We start from the raw sequence: 18,861 nt of genomic DNA, 5'->3' as shown, positions 1-18,861 counted from the left end.
ATGAAATATTAAGGCGCATGGTTGTTTCAGGTGATGAAGCTTTCTGTGAGGCTTCCGCGTAAGGCGCACCCCGTAGGACATGTAAGACATTCCCCGTAGGACATTGAGGAGACCCCGAGCCCATGTCTGCTGCACTTCCCACGTCCAGCCGCGAATGGCACCTCGTCGCCCGCCCCCACGGCTGGCCCAAGGCCGAGGACTTCGCGCTGCGTGAGGCCGCCGTGGCCGCTCCGGCCGCAGGCCGCATCCTCGTCCGCAACAAGTACTTCTCCGTCGACCCGTACATGCGCGGCCGGATGAACGACGTGAAGTCGTACACCCCGCCCTTCAAGCTCGACCACCCCATGGACGGCGGCGCGGTCGGCGAGGTCATCGCCTCGAACGCCGAGGGCTTCGCCGTGGGCGACCACGTCCTGCACGGCCTCGGCTGGCGCGAGATCGCCGCCGTCCCCGCGAAGCACGCGGTGAAGGTCGACGCCGGCATCGCCCCGCTCTCCGCCTACCTCGGCGTGCTCGGCATGACCGGACTCACCGCCTACGCGGGCCTGTTCGACGTCGCCTCCTTCAAGGAGGGCGACGCGGTCTTCGTCTCCGGCGCGGCCGGGGCCGTTGGCAGCCAGGTCGGCCAGCTGGCGAAGATCAAGGGCGCGTCCCGGGTCATCGGTTCGGCGGGCTCCGACGAAAAGGTCAAGCTCCTCACCGAGGAGTACGGTTTCGACGCCGCGTTCAACTACAAGAACGGGCCGGTCGGCGAGCAGCTCAAGGCAGCCGCCCCGGACGGCATCGACGTCTACTTCGACAACGTCGGCGGCGACCACCTCGAAGCCGCCATCAGCTCGCTCAACGTGCACGGCCGCGCCACCATCTGCGGCATGATCGCCCAGTACAACGCGACCGAGGCGACCCCCGGCCCGCGCAACATGGCGCTGATCATCGGCAAGCGGCTGCGCCTCCAGGGCATGCTGGTCGGCGACCACGCCGACCTCCAGCCGAAGTTCGTCGAAGAGGTCGCCGGCTGGCTGGCCTCGGGCGAGCTGAAGTACCGCGAGACGAAGATCGAGGGCATCGAGAACGGCTACGACGCGTTTGTCGGTCTGCTGCGCGGTGAGAACACCGGGAAGATGATCGTTTCCCTCGTCTGATCCGGGCGTGCGCCATGAGCGACCGCGCATGACCCGTGCATGGCCCACGCACGGCCGGGGAGGGGCACCCATTAGGCTCATCCACAGGCCGTCGCGATCGTGGGCGCGAGTCGCGGCGCACCAACAGGAGGAATCCTCACATCATGACCATTCAGAAGATCGACGTCGCCTACACCGCTGTCGCCACCGCCGAGAACGGCCGTGACGGCCGCGTCTCCTCCGACGACGGCCAGCTCGACGTCGTCGTCAACCCGCCGAAGGCCCTGGGCGGCAACGGCGCGGGCACCAACCCGGAGCAGCTCTTCGCGGCCGGCTACAGCGCCTGCTTCCAGGGCGCGCTGGGCGTCGTCGCCCGTCAGGAGAAGGCCGACATCTCCGGCTCGACCGTGACGGCCGCCGTCTCCATCGGCAAGACCGAGGCCGGCGGCTTCGGCCTGGAGGTCGCGATCACCGCCTCCATCCCGAACGTCGACGCGGCCACCGCACAGGCGCTCATCGAGAAGGCCCACCAGGTCTGCCCGTACTCGAACGCGACCCGCGGCAACATCAAGGTGGAGCTCGCGGTCGCCTGACCCGCAGCGCCGTCGCGCGAGGGCCGCACCCCTGCTCACCGGGGTGCGGCCCTCGCGGCGTTCCGGCCCCCCGAACGCCAGTACGCTGACGTGCATGAAGGATCTCGGGGCAGGCTTCGGCTACTTGATGAAGGGGCAGCGCTGGGTTGCCCGGCACGGGCGATGGTTCGGGATCGGGCTGCTGCCGGGACTCATCACCCTCGTCCTGTACGTCGGCGCCCTGATCGGACTCGGTTACGGGGCCGACGACTTCGCCGCCTGGGCCACCCCGTTCGCCGACGACTGGTCCTCGCCCTGGCTCGGGCTGCTCCGCAACACGCTGACCGCGTTCGTCTTCGTCTTCGGCCTGTTCCTCGCGGTCATCACCTTCACCGCCGTCACCCTCCTGGTCGGCCAGCCGTTCTACGAGTCGCTCTCCGAGGAGGTCGACCGCAGCGAGGGCGGAAAGGTCCCGGAGTCCGGGCTGCCGCTCTGGCGTGAGCTGTGGATCTCCGGCCGCGACTCCGTACGCGTCCTGCTGCGCGTCGCGTTCTACGGGATCATCCTCTTCGCCTGCGGCTTCATCCCGGTCGTCGGCCAGACCGTCGTCCCCGCTCTCGGCTTCTGCGTCTCCGGCTACTTCCTGGCCGAGGAGCTGACCGGCGTGGCCCTCCAGCGCCGGGGCCTGGTCCTGAAGAAGCGCCTGGTCCTGCTGCGCCGCCGCAGGCTGCTGGTGCTCGGCTTCGGCGTGCCGCTGACCCTGGCCTTCCTCGTCCCGTTCGTCGCGGTGTTCCTGATGCCGGGAGCCGTCGCCGGAGCCACCCTCCTGGCCCGCGACCTGGTGGACCCGGACGCGTCCCGGGGGGAGTCGCGCGCGGGGGCTCAGTCGAAGTAGGACTCCAGCGTCCCGCGCCGCCGCACGTCGAGCGTCGCGCAGTGGAACGAGCCGCCGAACGGCGCGTAGTGCATCAGGTCGCACGGGATGGGCTCGAAGCCCCACCGTTCGAGCGCGCGCAGCATCCCGGTGTGGTGCTGCTCCGCGATGACGCGCTTCTCGTCCACCATCAGGACGTTCATGCTGAGCCACTTGCCGCACAGCGACGTCATCTGGAGCAGCCGGTCGTCGATGGGGTCCGGCTCGGGGGCCACGAGGATGTCCCACGAGTCCAGCACGGCGGGCAGCCGGTCGACGTCGACGTACTCCGGGTTGATCATCGCCTTGCCGGGCGCGAGCACGAGGAACGTCGTGTCGATGTGCATGGGCGTACGGCAGCGGCTCTCGATCTCGTGGACGCGGTAGCCGGGACCCAGGTGGCGGCGCAGCCACTCGATGCCCATGGCGTTGGTGACGTTGGAGCGCGTCACGAACAGGTCCCGCCCGGCCCGTACGAAATCGGCCGCGTCGAACACCGGCTCGAACTCGGTGAGGATGTACCGCATCGGCTCGCCGGCCGTGGGTGTACGGAACTCCTTCTCGAACAGCTCGTCCGTCAGCTGCGGTTTCGGCGCGGCGGTCCAGCGGGCCCCGCGCCGGAAGTAGTCCTTGAGGATCGTGCGGTAGGAGTGCGTCTCGAAGTAGCGGCACGGCCACGCCATCGGGGTCTCGATGATCTCGTCGCCGATCACGAGCATGCTGTCGCGCGGGCAGGTGTTGCAGAACCCCCGCGAGGACCAGCCGGGGGTGGCGAAGCGCCGCCGGTGGTCGACCGCGTCCGGACGGGTGACGGTGACGCCGAGGGACCGCAGGAGCGCGACGAAGCCGTCCAGCTCCCGCTGGGCCGGCTCGATCAGCCGCCGGGGGTACTTGCGACCGGCCGCGAGCCCCTGGAGCCGGGCCGCCCACGGGGGGATGTTGCAGGACACCACCGGGTGGCTGGAGGGGATCGTCGCGTCGTCGAGCCGCCCGACGATGATCTCCTCCAGCGGGTCCCACTCGTTGTGCGAGTTGACCGGCGAGACGAGCGGGGCCGCGACGGGCTCGGCCGGCTTCGGCGCGGCCCGCACGCCAGGACCGCCGCCCACGGCCCGCGCGGCGGCGGGGGAGCCGTCCACCGTGCCGACCGGAGTGCCGGGCCTCCGCTCCACTGGTGCCATGATCAACCGCCCTCGGTCGCTGACTGCGGGAACCACGCTCCCCATGGTGAACGCGGAGGGCGGGCCCCCGCCACCTGTCGGCCCGGCCGAAAGGGCAGGCCGCTCGCACCCCTCGGGCTCCGGGCTCCGGCCGCGGGCGGACAGCGGGCACGCCCCTACGCCGGAGGCCGGGCCGCCGTCACGTTGCGGTAGGCCAGCTCCGCCAGCCGGGCCTGGCCGTCGCGGCTCGGGTGGAACCAGTCCCAGTGGCTCAGCTGCTTGCCGGTGAAGCGGAAGCCGAAGACCGCCCCGCCGTCGTACCGGCAGTAACGATCCTTCGCACAAACGTCCCGCAGCACCTCGTTGTACGCCACCACCCGGTTCCGCACGGCGTCGCGCCGGGCCACGGCCACCGGCGTCAGATCGTCCGGGTCGCCCAGCATGGACGGGCAGATGCCGAGGTTCCAGATCTTCTTGCTCATCTCGTTCGCCCGGCCCGTCGACCAGACGCGCTTCAGGTCCGGCACGCTGGCCACGTACACCTGCGCCTTGGGCGCCCCGGCCCGCAGCTGCCGCATCGACGCCTCCAGCATCGTCCGGAAGTCCGCCACGGGCGTCATCAGCCGCACCGAGTCCCGGCAGGCGTCGTTGGTGCCGACCATCATCGTCACCAGCTCCGGCCGGTGCTTCGCGGCCAGCTTCATCTGCTCCGGCATATGGAGCATGCGGGCCCCGGACACCGCGTGGTTCCAGCTCCGGCCCGCCGCCTTCGGCCCGCCGAGCAGCCGCGTGGTGAGGCTGTGCACCGAACTGTCCGTCCCGGTCGCCCACGACACCTGCGGGCAGTCCGTCAGCGCCGAGCAGGCGTGGAAGCCCCGGGTGATGGAGTCCCCGACCGCCGCGACCGACCTCGGGTGCCGGTTCCAGTCGGGATCGGGCGGCGGGGACGGCGACGCGGACGGCGACGCGCCGGACTCGTCCCGTGACACGCCGTCACCTCCGGCCCCGTCACCGCACCCGGTCAGCACGGCGACGCCCAGGCACGAGAGCGCCGTCAGCGCGGCTCCAGCGGTACGCATTCGACGGCGTGTCGCACGCTCCGGCATTCGCGGTTCCCCTCCGGTCGACTCCTGGTTTATGCCTCTGGTCATGCCCCCGGCAAGGCCGTTCATCCCCAGGTCGGGGGCGTGCGCGCCCTGCCGGGTGAAAGGCGGGCGAATCCGGGGACCGGGACCGACCGTACGTCACACGGACGGCCCCGCCGCACGGTAGCTTTTTCCCGTCGAACCAGTGGCACGGTGCTCACCCCCGTCACGGCGGGTGGCTCCGGTACATTACGTCACGTCACACACTGTCCCTTTTCAGGAGATTAACTCCCGATGATGTTTACTGATGACAACCTCGGGAGCCGGCCGGAAAGAGGCGGTACGGGCGCGAGGCCGCTGGGTAAGGCGTACCTCGTCCCACACGGGAGGTTCCGGTGACGACACGTGGAGTCCTGTACGTTCACTCCGCCCCGCGCGCGCTGTGCCCACACGTCGAGTGGGCAGTGGCGGGCGTCCTCGGCGTGCGGGTCCAGCTGGACTGGATCAGACAGCCGGCCGCGCCCGGCACCTGGCGGTCCGAGTTCTCCTGGAAGGGCCGCGCCGGCACCGCCTCGCAGCTCGCCTCCGCCCTGCGCGGCTGGGACCTGCTGCGCTTCGAGGTGACCGCCGAGCCGTGCCCCACCGCCGAGGGCGAGCGCTACAGCTCCACCCCCGGCCTGGGCATCTTCCACGCCGTCACCGGCATGCACGGCGACATCCTGATCCCCGAGGACCGGCTACGCGCCGCACTGGCCCGCTCGACGCGCGGCGAGAGCGACCTCGAGGCGGAGATCGCCTCCCTCCTGGGCAAGCCCTGGGACGACGAACTGGAGTCCTTCCGCCACGCAGGCGAGGGCGCCCCGGTCCGCTGGCTCCACCAGGTGGTGTGAGCCCCTCCCCGGAGGGGGAAATCAGGCCCCGGCACCCGGCGGTGCGCGCGTTCAAGCTCCCTGCCCTCCGCCCAGCCGGCCCTCGGGGAGCAACTCAAGCCCCTCCGGCGATTGAGGAGCGGGGTCCGGGGCAGCGCCCCGCAACACACGGAAGCCCGCCTCCCGACAACCGGGAAGCGGGCTTCACCCGTAAAAGAACCGGCTCACACCGACCGGAACGCCAGCACCACATTGTGCCCGCCGAACCCGAACGAGTTGTTGATCGCCGCGATCGGCCCCTCAGGCAGCACCCGCGGCTCCCCCCGCACGATGTCCGCGTCGATCGCCTCGTCGAGGTCCTCGACGTTGATCGTCGGCGGCGCGATCCGGTGATGCAGCGCCAGCACGGTCGCCACGGTCTCGATGCCGCCCGCACCGCCCAGCAGATGCCCCGTCATCGACTTCGTCGCCGAGATCGCGACATGGTCCAGGTCGTCGCCCAGCACCTTCCGCAGCGCCTTGATCTCCGCGATGTCACCCTGCGGCGTCGACGTGGCGTGCGCGTTGAGGTGGACCACCTCGGACGGCTTGAGGTCGCTGGAGTCCAGCAGGTTCTGCATCGCGGCCGCGATCCCGCGCCCGGTGGGCTCGGGCTGCGCGATGTGGTGGGCGTCGGCCGACAGGCCCTGGCCCAGCACCTCGCAGTAGACCCGCGCCCCACGCGCCGCCGCGTGCTCGGCCGACTCCAGGATGACGACGCCCGCGCCCTCGCCGAGGACGAAACCGTCACGGCCCGTGTCGTACGGGCGCGAAGCCTTCTCCGGCTCGTCGTTGCTCTTGGACATCGCCATCATGTTGGCGAACGCGGCGATCGGCAGCGGGTGGATCGCCGCCTCCGTGCCGCCGGCCACGACCACGTCGGCACGGCCGGTGCGGATCATCTCGACGGCGTACCCGATGGCCTCCGCACCCGAGGCGCAGGCGGAGACCGGCGTGTGGACGCCGGCCTGGGCGTTGACCTCCAGGCCGACGTTGGCCGCCGGGCCGTTGGGCATGAGCATGGGAACGGTGTGCGGGGAGACGCGGCGTACGCCCTTCTCCTTCAGCACGTCGTACTGGTCGAGCAGGGTGATCACGCCGCCGATGCCGGAGGCGATGACCGAGCCCAGGCGCTCGGGGGCGATGTTCTCGTCCTCGCCCGCCTTGGCGGTGAAGCCCGCGTCCGCCCAGGCTTCGCGGGCCGCGATCAGCGCGAACTGCGCCGAGCGGTCCAGCTTGCGGGCGAGCGGGCGGGGCAGGACGTCGCCCGGGTCGACAGCCGCCAGGGCGGCGATCCGGACGGGCAGTTCGGCGAAGCGCTCGCCTTCGAGAGGCTTGACGCCGGACCGGCCGGCCATCAGACCTTCCCAGGTCGATGCGGAGTCGCCACCCAGCGGAGTGGTTGCGCCGATACCGGTGACGACCACGGTGCGATTGGTCGAGTTCACTGGAAAATCTTCTCCACGTGTAGAGGGTCGTGAATCAGCGGCGCCACCGCCGGGTGGCGACACAGCCGGGCTGGGATCAGCCCTGGTGCTTCAGGATGTAGTCGGCTGCGTCGCCGACCGTCTTGAGGCCCTTGACGTCCTCGTCGGGGATCTTGACGTCGAAGCGCTCCTCGGCGGCGACGACGACCTCGACCATGGACAGCGAGTCGACGTCCAGGTCGTCGGTGAAGGACTTGTCCAGCTGGACGTCCTCGACCGGGATACCGGCGATCTCGTTGACGATCTCGGCGAGACCGGTGACGATCTCTTCCTGCGTGGCGGCCATTTTGGCGCTCCTTCGGTGGGTTTCTTCAGGGTTCGTGGTGACGGACCAAAAGGTCCGGTGTGCCTAGGGGAGGGTAACGACCGTCGCGGCGTAGACGAGACCCGCCCCGAAGCCGATGACGAGCGCGGTGTCGCCGCTCTTCGCCTGACCGGTCGCCAGAAGCCGCTCCATCGCGAGCGGGATCGAGGCGGCGGACGTGTTGCCGGTGGTCTCGATGTCACGGGCGACCGTGACATGCTCCGGCAGCTTGAGGGTCTTCACCATCGAGTCGATGATCCGCATGTTGGCCTGGTGCGGAATGAAGACGTCCAGGTCCTCCGGGGCGATCCCGGCCGCGTCCAGCGCCTGCTGGGCGACCTTCGCCATCTCGTAGACGGCCCAGCGGAAGACCGCCTGGCCCTCCTGCGTGATGGCCGGGAACTTGATCTCGCCCTTCGAGTCGAGCGGCAGCTTGGAGACGTCGCCGACGTGCAGGTCGTTCCAGGGCACCGTCTGCTTGATGGTCTCGGACTTGTCGCCCTCGGAGCCCCACACGGTCGGGCCGATGGCCGGCTCCTGGGAGGGGCCGACGACGACCGCGCCCGCGCCGTCGCCGAACAGGAAGGCCGTCGCGCGGTCCTCCAGGTCGGTCAGGTCGCTGAGCCGCTCCACGCCGATCACGAGCACGTACTCCGCCGAGCCCTCGACGACCATGCCCTTGGCGAGGGTGAGGCCGTAGCCGAAGCCCGCGCAGCCGGCCGAGATGTCGAACGCGGCGGGCTTGCCCGCGCCGATCTTGTGCGCGATCTCGGTGGCGACGGCCGGGGTCTGCTTGAAGTGCGAGACGGTCGAGACGACGACCGCGCCGATCTGCTCGGGCGTGATGCCGGCGTCCGCGATGGCCTTCCCGGACGCCTCGATCGACATCGCGGCCACGGTCTCCTCCTCGGAGGCCCAGTGGCGGGTGACGATGCCGGAGCGGGAGCGGATCCACTCGTCGGACGAGTCGATCGTTTCGAGGATCACCTCGTTCGGCACGACCCGGGTCGGGCGGTAGCCGCCGACCCCGAGGATCCGTGCGTACGGGGCGCCCTTGCTGGGCTTGATCTTCGACATACTCTCGGGCTCCTTAGGCGCCTGCGTGCTCGGAGATGAGCGCGCGGGCGGCGTCGAGGTCGTCGGGGGTCTTCAGCGCGAGCGTCTTGACCCCGGGGAGCGCGCGCTTGGCGAGCCCGGTCAGGGTGCCGCCGGGGCTCAGCTCGACCAGCGCGGTCACGCCGAGCTTCTGGAAGGTCTCCATGCACAGGTCCCAGCGGACCGGGTTCGCGACCTGCCCGACCAGCCGGGCGACGACCTCGGTGCCGGTGGCGACGGTGTGGCCGTCCGCGTTGGACACGTACCGCACGGTCGGGTCGAGGACCGTGAGGTCCCCGACCGCCGCGCGCAGCTTCTCCACGGCCGGGGCCATGTGGTGCGTGTGGAACGCGCCCGCCACCTTCAGCGCCACCACCCGGCGTACGCCTTCGGGCTTGTCGGCCTCCAGCGCGGCGAGCTGGGCCGCGGTGCCGGCGGCGACGATCTGGCCGCCGCCGTTGACGTTGGCGGGGGTCAGGCCGAGCTTCTCCAGGTGCGGGACCGTCACGGCGGGGTCGCCGCCGAGCAGGGCCGCCATGCCGGTCTCGGTGATCGCGGCGGCCTCGGCCATGCCGAGCCCCCGGGTGCGGACGAAGCGGAGCGCCGCCTCCTCCTCGATGACACCGGCGATCGCGGCGGCGGTGATCTCACCGACGCTATGACCGGCGACGACGTCGGGGGAGGGCGCGTCCAGGGCGGCGGCCGAGAGCAGGCCCGCGGCGACCAGGAGCGGTTGGGCCACGGCCGTGTCGCGGATCGCGTCCGCGTCGGCCTGCGTGCCGTAGTGGGCGAGGTCGAGCCCGATGGCGTCGGACCAGGCCGCGATGCGGTCGGCGGCACCGGGGAGGTCGAGCCAGGGAGTCAGGAAGCCGGGCGTCTGAGCGCCTTGGCCGGGAGCGACGAGTACGAGCACACTCACACTCTCTCTTGTGGACGGCCCGGTACGCCCGTGGGGACAGGGACGAAGAACCGTCAGGGGAATTGTTGAAGTCCGACAAAAGTCTAGGACTGAGGATCGGTCGCCGCCAAGCGCCCCAGGATGAGAGCGATCCGCAGGGTGAACGCGGAGCGCACATCGGAGGGTGACCACCCGGTGACGTCGGTCACACGTCGCAGCCGGTAGCGCACGGTGTTGGGGTGGACGAACAGCATCCGCGCCGCCCCCTCCAGACTGCTCGCCTGTTCGAGATAGACGCTCAGCGTCTCCAGCAGAGCCGAACCGGCTTCCTCCAGCGGTCTGTAGATCTCCTCCACCAACTGGTCCCGCGCCGCCGGGTCCCCGGCCATCGCGCGCTCCGGCAGGAGATCGTCCGCCAGAACCGGGCGCGGCGCGTCCTGCCACGCCAGGCACGCCTTCAGCCCGGCCGCCGCCGCCTGCGCGGACCGGGTGGCCGCCAGCAGGTCCGGGACCACGGGTCCGGCGACGACCGGCCCGGCGGCGTACGGCCCGATCAGGCCCTTGGCGACCTGGAGCGGGTTGTCGCTGCCGCCCGCGATGACGACGAGCCGGTTGCCCAGGACGCCGGTGAGGACCTGGAGCTTCGCGTGCCGGGCGGCCCGCCGGATCGCCTCCACGGTCAGCTCGCTGTCCCCGTCCGGCGCGGTGCCGAGGATGACGCAGACGTGCTCGGGCGAGTTCCAGCCGAGCGCGGCGGCCCGGGAGACCGCCCCCTCGTCCGCCTCGCCGGACAGCACCGCGTTCACGACCAGCGACTCCAGCCGCGCGTCCCACGCGCCCCGGGCCTCGGCCGCCTGCGCGTACACCTGGGCGGTCGCGAAGGCGATCTCCCGCGCGTAGACGAGCAGTGCCTCGCGCAGCACCGACTCATCGCCGGGCGCGGCCACTTCCTCGATCGCGGTCTCCATGACCTCGATCGTCGTCCGCACCATCTCCACGGTCTGCCGCAGCGTGATCGCCCGGGTCAGCTCGCGCGGCGCGGTCCCGAACACGTCGGTCGAGATCGCCTGCGGGGTCTCGGGATGCCGGAACCACTCGGTGAACGCCGCGATACCGGCCTGGGCGACCAGGCCGATCCAGGACCGGTTCTCCGGGGGCATCGCCCGGTACCACGGCAGCGATTCGTCCATGCGGGCAATCGCGTTCGCGGCCAGCCGGCCGGAGGACTGCTCCAGCCGTTTGAGGGTCGCGGCATGAAGGTGGGCGTCGTGGGCGGCGGGCTGCTCAGGATCGGGTCGGGGCACGAGGACAAGACTGCCTTATCGGGCCGGGGGATCGGCGGGGCGGGGCGATGGCGCCGCCGCGCGGGTCCGCCCCCGGGCCGCGCGGGGCGGCCCCAGCAGGCCGGTGGGAGGCCGTGCGAAGCCGTGCGGGGCCGCCCGGACGCACCGCCGGGCTACCGTGGGCCGGGTGATTTCCGTACACCGGTCCGAGGACCGCTACCGGGGCGGCGAGCCGGACGCCGGCATCGAGACCCGGCACGCCCTGTCCTTCGGCCCCTTCTACGACCCCGAGAACCTCCGCTTCGGCCCGATCCTGGCCTGCAACGAGGAACGCCTCGCCCCCGGCGCGGGCTTCGACGAGCACCCGCACAGCCATACGGAGATCGTCACCTGGGTCGTGGAGGGCGAGCTGACCCACCGCGACTCGGCCGGCCACTCCACCGTCGTACGCGCCGGAGACCTGGCCCACCTCAGCGCCGCCGCCGGAGTCCGCCACGTCGAACGCAACGACGGCCGGGCCCCGTTGACCTTCCTTCAGATGTGGCTGGCCCCCCTGGAGGCGGGCGGCGAACCCGCGTACACGGTCGTCCCCGGCATCGCGGACTCGACCCCGTACGCCCTGCCGGGAGCCGGCGCGATGCTGCACGTACGGCGGCTGACCGAGGGCGAGCGCACGGCCCTGCCGGACGCGGTGCGCCTGTACGTCCATGTCGTACGCGGCCGGGTCGGCCTGGCCGGCGAGGAACTGGGCCCGGGGGACGCGGCCCGGATCACCGGGGCGGAGGGGCTGGAGGCGGTCGCGCTGGCGGGGGAGGGGCCGGGGACGGAAGCCGGGGCGGCGGAGGGGACGGCGGAGCTGCTGGTCTGGGAGATGGCCGGCTGAGAGCGGGCCCCTGCCTGCGGAGGGCGGAGGGCGGAGGGTGGAGGGAGCCGGGGCAGGATGTGCCCCATGCCCGCCGTCATCGTCGGGATACGCGTACCACTGCTTGCCGACACCGGACCTGCCGGACGGGGCCCACGCGTCCCCGCCGCCGGCCCTCCCTGTCATGCCGCTGCTCCGCCTCTCACCCTTCCTTCTTCGCCTTACGGCTGCGCCAGATGCCGATTCCCACCGTGATGACGGTGATGACAACGATCATGACGGCTCCGGTGGGCCAGAAGCCGGATCTTTCCTGGGCGAGATGGAGCAGTTCCACGGTTTACTCCCCGGTCGAGGTACGTGCCCGTGCAGCGGAAGGGCTGGTCGGCGCCGGTGGCTGTGCCGACTTCGCCGTAGGGCCCGTAGCTGTAGCTGTAGCTGTAGGTGGCGGTGCGCTTGCCGCTCGCGTCGGCGAGGCCGATGACGCTGCCCTGGACGTCCGTGGGGTGGTATCGGCTGCTCCCGCCGGACGTCATGGCCGTGCGTGTGCCCGAGGGCTCGCGGACGAAACCGGTGGTGTTTATTTCCGGCTCGTGCCGATCGCCGCGTTGGTGACGGTCGAACTGCCGCGGGTGTGACGGCCGAGCTCCGTTGAGGTTCGTTCGACCGGTATGGCTTCAGCTCGAACCGCGATGATCGTCAGCATCTCCGCCACTGCGTTCGGCGCTGGTCCGGGAGATGGCCGGCTGAGAGCCGGGGGCCCTGCCTGCGGCGGGCGGAGGGGGCCGGGGCAGGATGTGCCCCATGCCCGCCGTCATCGTTGAGATACACGTACCGCTGCTGCCGACACCGGACCTGCCGGACGGGGCCTACGCGTTCCCCTGGATCGGAGACGTGGAGGACTTCCTCGCCGACCTGGAGGACGAAGGCGTCGTGGAGGTCCACGACGAGGGAGAGGAACACGGGGACGCCTACGTCTTCCTCCTCACCCTCGCCGGGGACGGAGACGGGACCGGGGTCGGAGCCGGGGTGGAAGAACTCCTGGCGGCGGCCTCCCGCGTGGCCGCGCGGGAGGGGGTCCCTGCCGGAGCGTTCGCGGTGGTCAGCGATGATGGGGCCGAGGAATTCGGGCTCGGGCGGCGGATAGCGCTCCCGCTGCCCGAGGGTCATGAGGAGGAGAAGCGATGAAACTGTCCGACGTGGTGATCGTCGTGGCCGTGCTGGGTCTGGCGGGGGCGCTCGCCGTCCTGCTCGGGGACGGCTGGGCGGGGCAGGCGGTCCCGCCCCTCTTCGGCGGAGCGCTCGCGGTGTTCGTGGGCCTGCGCATCAAGGAGCGGCGGCAGCGGCGCGGTGGTGTGAGGAAGTGAAGTCCGGCGGTACGGGGGCGACTTCGGGTCATTCGCTGCGCGCGCGGACCGCCAGGACGGCGACCAGCAGGGTCGGCGCGAGCAGGAGCGAGAAGCTGATCGCGTAGCCGCCGAGCTGACTCGTCCCGGCGGCCAGACCCGCGTTGAGCACGGCGGTGGCGAACGCCAGGACCACGACCTGCCCCAGGTTCATGTTCGTCTGCATGGCGCTGGTGGTGTGGCCCAACCGGTCCGGTGCGCTGTGGGCGAGCGACAGCACCGTGACGCAGGGGTCGAGCATCCCCATCCCGATCGCCGCCAGGGGCATGGCCGTCAGAGCCAGCAGCGGTGACAGCCCCGAGAAGCTGCCCGCCACGGCGAAGGCGACGGACGCCGCCATGATCAGGGCCCCGGCCGTGACGAGCCGGTGCCGGGCCACGTCCTGGAGCAGCTTCCCCTGCACCCACGACGCACCCGCCCACAGCACCGCCGATGCGGTGAACGCCACGCCGACCGTCACCGCCGCGACCCGCCGCTCGGTGATCAGCATCAACGGCACCAGCGCCTCGACGGTGAAGTACGTACCGGAGGTCAGCCCGCGCAACAGCACGGCGGTGGGCAGGCCACGGGCGCTGCGCCAGGTGCCCCGGGGCAGCAGACGCGGCGCGAAGACCACCAGGAGCGCGACCCCGGCGGCCACGAACAGCAGATGGCGCGCATCCCACCCCGACACCCCGTACTGGCCGAGCGCCGCGCCCAGACTGAGCATCGCCGCGACGAACAGCGGCGGCCGGGAGGCGCGTTCCTCGGCGGGTGGAAGGTCGGGCAGGCCGGGGGTGGTGTCGGGGGCGCGGGCCGTGCTGTCCGTCGCCGGGGTCGTGCCGTGTGCTGCCGCCGGGGCCGTACCGTCCGCTGCCGGGGTCATGTCTTGTGCCGCCGGGGCCCGTTGCAGCACCGCGACCAGGGCGATCGCGGGCAGGGCCGTCAGCACGGCCAGGCCGTAGAAGACCGCGCGCCAGGACCACACTTCGGCGACCACCCCGGCGATCGGCGGCCCGATCAGGGACGGAATGATCCAGCTCGCGCTCATCATCGCGAGCATCCTGGGCCGCAGATACTCCGGATACGACTGGCCGATGGCGGTCGTCACCGACACCGCGACCATCCCCGCCGCCAGACCGTCCACGAAACGGCCGACCACCAACTGCCAGATCGACACACTGGACGCCGACACCAGCAGCGTCACCACGGACAGGACCATCCCCAGCGCCAGCGGACGCCGCGCCCCGGAACGATCCGCCCAGTGCCCGCCCAGCACCCCGCCGAGCAGACTGGCGGCGACGAAGCTGCCCGCCACCAGGGGGAACAGGGACACCCCGTCCAGGTCCTGGGCCGCTGTCGGCAGCGTGGGCACGACGGCCAGCGCGGCGAAGCCGGTCAGGAACATCACGGCGGCGAAGGTGAGCGTGGCTGCCGCGTACTGCCGGGAGAAGATCCCCGGCGGCAGGGTGTCGCTCGGCGGTCGGAGGGTCTGTTCCCCGGTCATCGGTGTCCTGTTGTCGGGTACGGGCGAAAGCCGGGTCGCCCACCGGAAGCCCCGAAGCTTGGTCTGGACCACCCGGGGGCAGCTGGGAAGCTACGCGGGGGCCCCGGACTCGATCAACCGAATTACGGTCCAACTCGGCCCGCTGTGAACCCAGAAGGAACCCGCTGTGAACCCAGAAGGAAGAAGAACGATGAAACTGTCCGATGTGCTGATCCTCGTCGGCGTCCTGGGCCTGGGCGCGCTGCTGGCACTTCTGCTCGGAGGCGGGTTCGCGAGCCAGGCCGTGCTGGCGATAGCCAGTGGGGGCGGCGGTTCCTTTGTCGGCATGCGGATCCACGAGCGGCGGAAGGCCGCGAAGCGGCGCGGCGGCGGGGGGAATTGAAGGAGGGCGGTACGGGAGCCGGTTGCTCCGTAGCGCCCTCCTTCACTTCTCGCTGCTGGTCGCCCCGGCGCGGTCGCGTCACCGCCGCCGTCGTCCCGTCAGCGCAGCCCGTCCACGAACGCGCGCCAGGCGGGGGCGGCGATGATGATGCTGGGGCCGGTCGGGTTCTTGCTGTCCCGGACGGGGACGGGGCCGCAGGGGGCGTCGGCCATCTCGACGCAGTCGCCGCCGTTGGGGCCGCTGTACGGCGACTTGCGCCAGACGTCTCCTGCGAGGTCATGACCGTTTCCCATAGCGTTCCCCCATCACATGAGTGATCACCGACGCCGAGCGCGCAGGGGTGAGGGCTGTGGCTTGCAGGCGAGCGTAGCTGACCGAACGCTCCTTGATCACCGATGGGTTGGCGGTCATATGGGCCTGGTCGTAGCTCTCCGCGTAGAACAGGTCCGGGTTGTTGTCGAACCGGGGGAGAGTGAACGACCTCAGCATGGCCGGGTACTGGCCGACAGCGAACGGCAACACCTGGACGTTCACCCACGGGTCGTCCCGGAACTCCAACAGGCGAGCCAGTTGTTCGCGCATCACGTCCCGTCCGCCGACCTCCTGGAACAGCGCGGCCTCGCTGAGCACGACCCACAGGACGGGCGGGTCCTCCCGCTCGAGAACCCGCTGGCGTTCCAGCCTGGCCCGCCACCATCTCGCCCACCTTGTGCGGGTGCTCCATGCTGATCAGAGCCCGCGCGTACGCCTCCGTCTGGAGCAGCCCGTAGACCACCTGCGACTGGAACGTGGAGATGTACGCGGCCTTCGCCTCCATGTCCGCGTACGGGCGAAACGGCTTCGGCAGTTGACTTCGCAGGACCAGGCCCACCAGCCGTGAGAACAGCCCGTCCGTGCCCAGCGCCGCTTCCAGGGCCTCCGAGATCTCGCGGGTGGGGATCTTCTTCGTCCGCTCGATCCGGCAGATCAGCGAGCCCGAGCAGTGGATGAGCTTGCCCAACTGGTCCTGCTTCAGCTTGTGCAGCTCGCGCAGACGGCGGAGCTCGCGCTCACCGAGCTGATCGCCAACGTGGTGCGGCACGTGCCGGGCCGCCGCTGCCAGACCTCCATCTTCCGGCTGCCGACCGGTGACGGCGTACGGGTGGAAGTGGCGGACAGCAGCACGGAGTCGCCCATCGCGATCAAGCGGGACGAGCTCGACGACGGTGGGCGGGGGCTGATCCTGGTCAATGCCGTCACCGACGACTGGGGCGTGGTGAAGCGGTGGGACGGCAAGGGGAAGACCGTGTGGTTCGAGTGCGTCGACCGGAAGAAGGCGACCGGGGACCGCGCCCGGTTCAGCCCGCGACCTCCCGCAGAACCGCGTCCGTGAACGGGGTCCACGCCTCGGCCGCCCACGACCCGAAGGCCCGGTCCGTCAGCGCGACGCAGGCCACGCCGGCCACCGGGTCGATCCACAGGAACGTACCCGACTGGCCGAAGTGTCCGAAGGTCGCCGGGGAGGACGACGTGCCCGTCCAGTGCGGGGACTTGGAGTCGCGGATCTCGAAGCCGAGACCCCAGTCGTTCGGGTTCTGGTGGCCGTAGCCCGGCAGGACGCCCTTGAGGCCCGGGTGGACGACGCTCTGGGCTTCGAGGACCGTACGGGGGTCGAGGAGGCGGGGGGCCTGGACCTCGGCGGCGAAGCGCACCAGGTCGTCGACGGTGGAGACGCCGTCGCGGGCGGGGGAGCCGTCGAGGGACGTGGACGTCATGCCCAGCGGCTCCAGGACGGCCTGGCGCAGGTACTCGGGGAACGGGATGCCGGACGCCTTGGCGATGTGGTCGCCGAGGACTTCGAAGCCCGCGTTGGAGTACAGGCGGCGGTCGCCGGGCGGGGCCGTCACGCGGTGCTCGTCGAAGGCGAGGCCGCTGGTGTGGGCGAGGAGGTGGCGCACGGTCGAGCCCTCGGGCCCGGCCGGTTCGTCGAGCTCGACGGCCCCCTCCTCGTACGCCACCAGCGCCGCGTAGGCCGCGAGCGGCTTGGTGACCGAGGCGAGGGGGAAGCGGTGGGCGGACGCCGGCCCGTGCGTACCGAGGACGGTGCCGTCCGCTCGTACGACGGCGGCTGCCGCAGTCGTGACCGGCCAGGTGTCGATGATCCGCAGGCTCTCCATGCCCCGAGCCTAACGTTCAGAGGCGGAGCCTCATCGCCGGGCCCGGAGTGCGGGCGAAGCCGAGGGAGGCGTACAGCGACTCGGCGTCGTCCGGCGCGCGCGGGTCGACCAGGGGCGCCCCGCGCTCGCGGAACCAGCCGAGCAGCGCCTCCGTACAGGTGCGGGCGTGGCCCCGGCTGAGCGGGGCGGGGCAACGGGGTTACGGGGGTGCGGAGTTACGGGGAGGGCTCAGGGTTCGACTGCAATTCCGGGGGCACGCGCTCATCGAGTCGGCGGAGGAAAGGCAGGGAAGTCATGAGTACGCCTCGTGTGGGATGGACCATGGAACAGAGGGCGCTGGTCAAGCGCTACCTCCAGTTCGCCGCGTTTTTCGTTGTCTTCGGGGTCGCTTTCTCGGTTTTCCTCATCGTGTCGGGTAATTCCGGCGGCTGGTCGCTCCTCGCGATCATCGGCGGTATGTCTGCCGGCGGGTACTACTTCGTCCAGAAGGGCAGGGGCGGGCGGCCCTGAACCTTGCGGGGCCTGTGGCGCTGGTAGGAATCGGAATGAGAGGCAGGGGGCGGACACGGTGATTCTGGGGATTCTGGTGCTGGTGGCGGCAATCGGCCTTCTTTACTGGCGGTACGGCAGGGAAGGGAAGTAGGGAAAGGAAGTAACGGCGGGTCGGGCCGGGGCGGGTCGCGTCAGTCCGGGCCGAGTCGGGTCGGGTCGGGTCGGTGGGAGCTCGACGAGTGCTGCGGTGCTGCGAGTGGTGCGAGCGGGGTTGCGTGGTGAAGTGTGGGCCTCCGGCAACTCCGGTGACTCCGGCAACAAGGAGCGTCTCCTCCGATGACCGCACAGCCCGCACGCCCTGAGCCGATCGCCCGGCCTGCACGCCCTGAGCGCGGCGGTCCTGAGACCGCCTCGGGCGTGGAGGTCTCGCCGTTCAAGCCCGCTCTCATCAGAGCGGTGTTCAGGGACGTGACTTCGATGCGCGTCTCCCGGTCGGCCGTGTGGGCCGCCGCGTCGGTGACGCGGACGGTGCTGACGGAGATCATCGACGGCGCGAGGAGAGCGGCGGCGGAAGAAGCCCGGAAGAAGCTGGTTCCCAGGGACCTTCTTTCGGCGATCGACCGGGACATCGAGCTTGAGGTGGCGGGCGAGTGGTACGACCACAGCCCGACGTTCAAGGGCCTGACCGGTGTCCTGTACGACGCCGAGGGCGTCATCGTGTCACCGCGTGAGCGCAGGGGGGCACGCAAGCCGAGTGCTGTGGCCGGCGCCCACCGGTTCGAGGCCGGGGTCAAGAAGCTGTTGCGGAGCCAGGGGGTGACGGCCGACCCGGCGATGGTCCGCGACCTGGACGGAATCGCGAGCGTGTTCCTGACGGGCCTCGCCCGGGACGCGGCCATGGTCGTCCGCGAGGACGGGCTCAGACGTTTCGGCACGGTCGCCCTCGTGACGTCGGGCGAACCGGCTCCACCCCCGTTCCCCAAGGATTCCCACCGGGCCGTGCCCGGCCGTGGTGCCATGCCCGGCCGTGGTGCCGTGCCCGGGCGGGGTGCCGTGTCCGGTCGTCGTGGGGACGGGCGGACCATCGGCGGGGACGACGTCCTGGACGCCGCCAAGATCCAGTTGTTCGGCGGCAACCTCCGGCAGCGAGCCCTCACCGAGGCACGCGGGGCGACCCGGAACACTCCGACCGGTTGAGTGGGCGCGGCCGGGGATGGGACGCGGGTCGCGAGCCGAGTGAGGGGATTCGCTTGC

Annotated in this window: 22 protein-coding genes and 1 pseudogene; 11 read left to right on the top strand and 12 right to left on the bottom strand. The window is 71.1% G+C overall.

The features are described 5' to 3' along the window. The first annotated feature begins 122 nt into the window (after positions 1-122). The 3 genes from ACLJPL_RS01970 (at position 123) to ACLJPL_RS01960 (ending at position 2,588) form a co-directional block, all read left to right on the top strand. Positions 123-1,142 carry an NADP-dependent oxidoreductase gene (locus ACLJPL_RS01970; protein WP_411078878.1) on the top strand — a complete coding sequence of 340 codons (1,020 nt, stop codon included), beginning with the start codon at positions 123-125 and terminating at the stop codon, positions 1,140-1,142. Positions 1,143-1,285: 143 nt separating this feature from the next. Continuing rightward, the gene (locus ACLJPL_RS01965) at positions 1,286-1,714 is read left to right on the top strand and encodes an organic hydroperoxide resistance protein (protein ID WP_411078877.1); all 429 of its coding nucleotides are present in this window, start codon (positions 1,286-1,288) and stop codon (positions 1,712-1,714) included. A gap of 94 nt (positions 1,715-1,808) precedes the next feature. Further along, positions 1,809-2,588 (top strand): EI24 domain-containing protein, encoded by a 780-nt coding sequence (locus ACLJPL_RS01960; RefSeq protein ID WP_411078876.1) that lies wholly within the window; start codon positions 1,809-1,811, stop codon positions 2,586-2,588. Here the strand turns inward: ACLJPL_RS01960 and ACLJPL_RS01955 are convergent. Further along, complete coding sequence (locus ACLJPL_RS01955; protein WP_411079439.1) at positions 2,576-3,778, bottom strand: amidinotransferase; 1,203 nt, start codon at positions 3,776-3,778, stop codon at positions 2,576-2,578. The two genes, ACLJPL_RS01960 and ACLJPL_RS01955, sit on opposite strands and share 13 nt — an antisense overlap. A 164-nt stretch (positions 3,779-3,942) precedes the next feature. Further along, positions 3,943-4,845, bottom strand: coding sequence for an SGNH/GDSL hydrolase family protein (locus ACLJPL_RS01950; protein ID WP_411078875.1), 903 nt, complete (start codon positions 4,843-4,845; stop codon positions 3,943-3,945). 401 nt (positions 4,846-5,246) lie between these two features. Here ACLJPL_RS01950 and ACLJPL_RS01945 point away from each other — a divergent pair, with 401 nt between their 5' ends. After that, entirely contained in the window at positions 5,247-5,741 is a 495-nt protein-coding gene (locus ACLJPL_RS01945) for a DUF3145 domain-containing protein (protein ID WP_084745747.1), read from the top strand. A gap of 203 nt (positions 5,742-5,944) precedes the next feature. On the opposite strand, the gene fabF is transcribed toward ACLJPL_RS01945, so the two are convergent. The 5 genes from fabF to ACLJPL_RS01920 form a co-directional block, all read right to left on the bottom strand. Continuing rightward, positions 5,945-7,207, bottom strand: a complete 1,263-nt coding sequence (gene fabF, locus ACLJPL_RS01940; protein ID WP_411078874.1) for a beta-ketoacyl-ACP synthase II — start codon at positions 7,205-7,207, stop codon at positions 5,945-5,947. A 76-nt stretch (positions 7,208-7,283) separates the two neighbouring features. After that, positions 7,284-7,532, bottom strand: a complete 249-nt coding sequence (locus ACLJPL_RS01935) for an acyl carrier protein (RefSeq protein ID WP_384632412.1) — start codon at positions 7,530-7,532, stop codon at positions 7,284-7,286. Positions 7,533-7,595: 63 nt separating this feature from the next. Further along, complete coding sequence (locus ACLJPL_RS01930) at positions 7,596-8,627, bottom strand: ketoacyl-ACP synthase III (RefSeq protein WP_411078873.1); 1,032 nt, start codon at positions 8,625-8,627, stop codon at positions 7,596-7,598. A 13-nt stretch (positions 8,628-8,640) separates the two neighbouring features. Further along, entirely contained in the window at positions 8,641-9,558 is a 918-nt protein-coding gene (locus tag ACLJPL_RS01925; RefSeq protein WP_411079438.1) for an ACP S-malonyltransferase, read from the bottom strand. 89 nt (positions 9,559-9,647) lie between these two features. After that, complete coding sequence (locus tag ACLJPL_RS01920) at positions 9,648-10,847, bottom strand: PucR family transcriptional regulator (RefSeq protein ID WP_411078872.1); 1,200 nt, start codon at positions 10,845-10,847, stop codon at positions 9,648-9,650. A gap of 166 nt (positions 10,848-11,013) precedes the next feature. Here ACLJPL_RS01920 and ACLJPL_RS01915 point away from each other — a divergent pair, with 166 nt between their 5' ends. Beyond that, entirely contained in the window at positions 11,014-11,709 is a 696-nt protein-coding gene (locus tag ACLJPL_RS01915; RefSeq protein ID WP_411078871.1) for a pirin family protein, read from the top strand. 181 nt (positions 11,710-11,890) lie between these two features. Here ACLJPL_RS01915 and ACLJPL_RS01910 read toward each other — a convergent pair whose 3' ends face one another. Then, positions 11,891-12,022 (bottom strand): hypothetical protein, encoded by a 132-nt coding sequence (locus ACLJPL_RS01910; protein WP_411078870.1) that lies wholly within the window; start codon positions 12,020-12,022, stop codon positions 11,891-11,893. Between the two features lie 467 nt (positions 12,023-12,489). On the opposite strand from ACLJPL_RS01910, the gene ACLJPL_RS01905 reads away from it, so the two are divergent. Both ACLJPL_RS01905 and ACLJPL_RS01900 read left to right on the top strand, forming a co-directional pair. Then, complete coding sequence (locus ACLJPL_RS01905) at positions 12,490-12,873, top strand: hypothetical protein (RefSeq protein WP_411078869.1); 384 nt, start codon at positions 12,490-12,492, stop codon at positions 12,871-12,873. Then, on the top strand, positions 12,870-13,052 hold the full coding sequence (locus ACLJPL_RS01900) for a hypothetical protein (RefSeq protein WP_411078868.1): 183 nt from the start codon (positions 12,870-12,872) through the stop codon (positions 13,050-13,052). The genes ACLJPL_RS01905 and ACLJPL_RS01900 overlap by 4 nt, the downstream gene beginning before the upstream one ends. Before the next feature lie 28 nt (positions 13,053-13,080). On the opposite strand, the gene ACLJPL_RS01895 is transcribed toward ACLJPL_RS01900, so the two are convergent. After that, positions 13,081-14,577, bottom strand: coding sequence for an MFS transporter (locus ACLJPL_RS01895; protein WP_411078867.1), 1,497 nt, complete (start codon positions 14,575-14,577; stop codon positions 13,081-13,083). 190 nt (positions 14,578-14,767) lie between these two features. Here ACLJPL_RS01895 and ACLJPL_RS01890 point away from each other — a divergent pair, with 190 nt between their 5' ends. Next, positions 14,768-14,959 carry a hypothetical protein gene (locus ACLJPL_RS01890; protein ID WP_411078866.1) on the top strand — a complete coding sequence of 64 codons (192 nt, stop codon included), beginning with the start codon at positions 14,768-14,770 and terminating at the stop codon, positions 14,957-14,959. A gap of 98 nt (positions 14,960-15,057) precedes the next feature. Here ACLJPL_RS01890 and ACLJPL_RS01885 read toward each other — a convergent pair whose 3' ends face one another. Together ACLJPL_RS01885 and ACLJPL_RS01880 are read right to left on the bottom strand one after the other, a co-directional pair. Beyond that, a complete protein-coding gene (locus ACLJPL_RS01885; protein ID WP_411078865.1) occupies positions 15,058-15,252 on the bottom strand; it encodes a DUF397 domain-containing protein in 195 nt (64 codons plus the stop codon). Next, positions 15,236-16,040 (bottom strand): annotated as a pseudogene (locus tag ACLJPL_RS01880) (helix-turn-helix domain-containing protein). Before ACLJPL_RS01880 ends, ACLJPL_RS01885 begins: the two are co-directional and overlap by 17 nt. Here ACLJPL_RS01880 and ACLJPL_RS01875 point away from each other — a divergent pair. Continuing rightward, positions 15,942-16,331, top strand: coding sequence for an ATP-binding protein (locus tag ACLJPL_RS01875; protein WP_411078864.1), 390 nt, complete (start codon positions 15,942-15,944; stop codon positions 16,329-16,331). The pseudogene ACLJPL_RS01880 and the gene ACLJPL_RS01875 sit on opposite strands and share 99 nt — an antisense overlap. Here ACLJPL_RS01875 and ACLJPL_RS01870 read toward each other — a convergent pair. After that, positions 16,297-17,115, bottom strand: coding sequence for a serine hydrolase domain-containing protein (locus ACLJPL_RS01870; protein WP_411078863.1), 819 nt, complete (start codon positions 17,113-17,115; stop codon positions 16,297-16,299). The genes ACLJPL_RS01875 and ACLJPL_RS01870 overlap by 35 nt on opposite strands. Positions 17,116-17,409: 294 nt before the next feature. Here ACLJPL_RS01870 and ACLJPL_RS01865 point away from each other — a divergent pair, with 294 nt between their 5' ends. Next, positions 17,410-17,625, top strand: coding sequence for a hypothetical protein (locus ACLJPL_RS01865; RefSeq protein WP_411078862.1), 216 nt, complete (start codon positions 17,410-17,412; stop codon positions 17,623-17,625). A 318-nt stretch (positions 17,626-17,943) separates the two neighbouring features. Further along, positions 17,944-18,804 carry a hypothetical protein gene (locus ACLJPL_RS01860; protein ID WP_411078861.1) on the top strand — a complete coding sequence of 287 codons (861 nt, stop codon included), beginning with the start codon at positions 17,944-17,946 and terminating at the stop codon, positions 18,802-18,804. Positions 18,805-18,861: the final 57 nt, after the last annotated feature.

The organism is Streptomyces sp. cmx-18-6, assembly GCF_046548915.1.
GTDB lineage: Bacteria > Actinomycetota > Actinomycetes > Streptomycetales > Streptomycetaceae > Streptomyces.
This window is presented reverse-complemented; position numbering and strand designations above follow the sequence as displayed.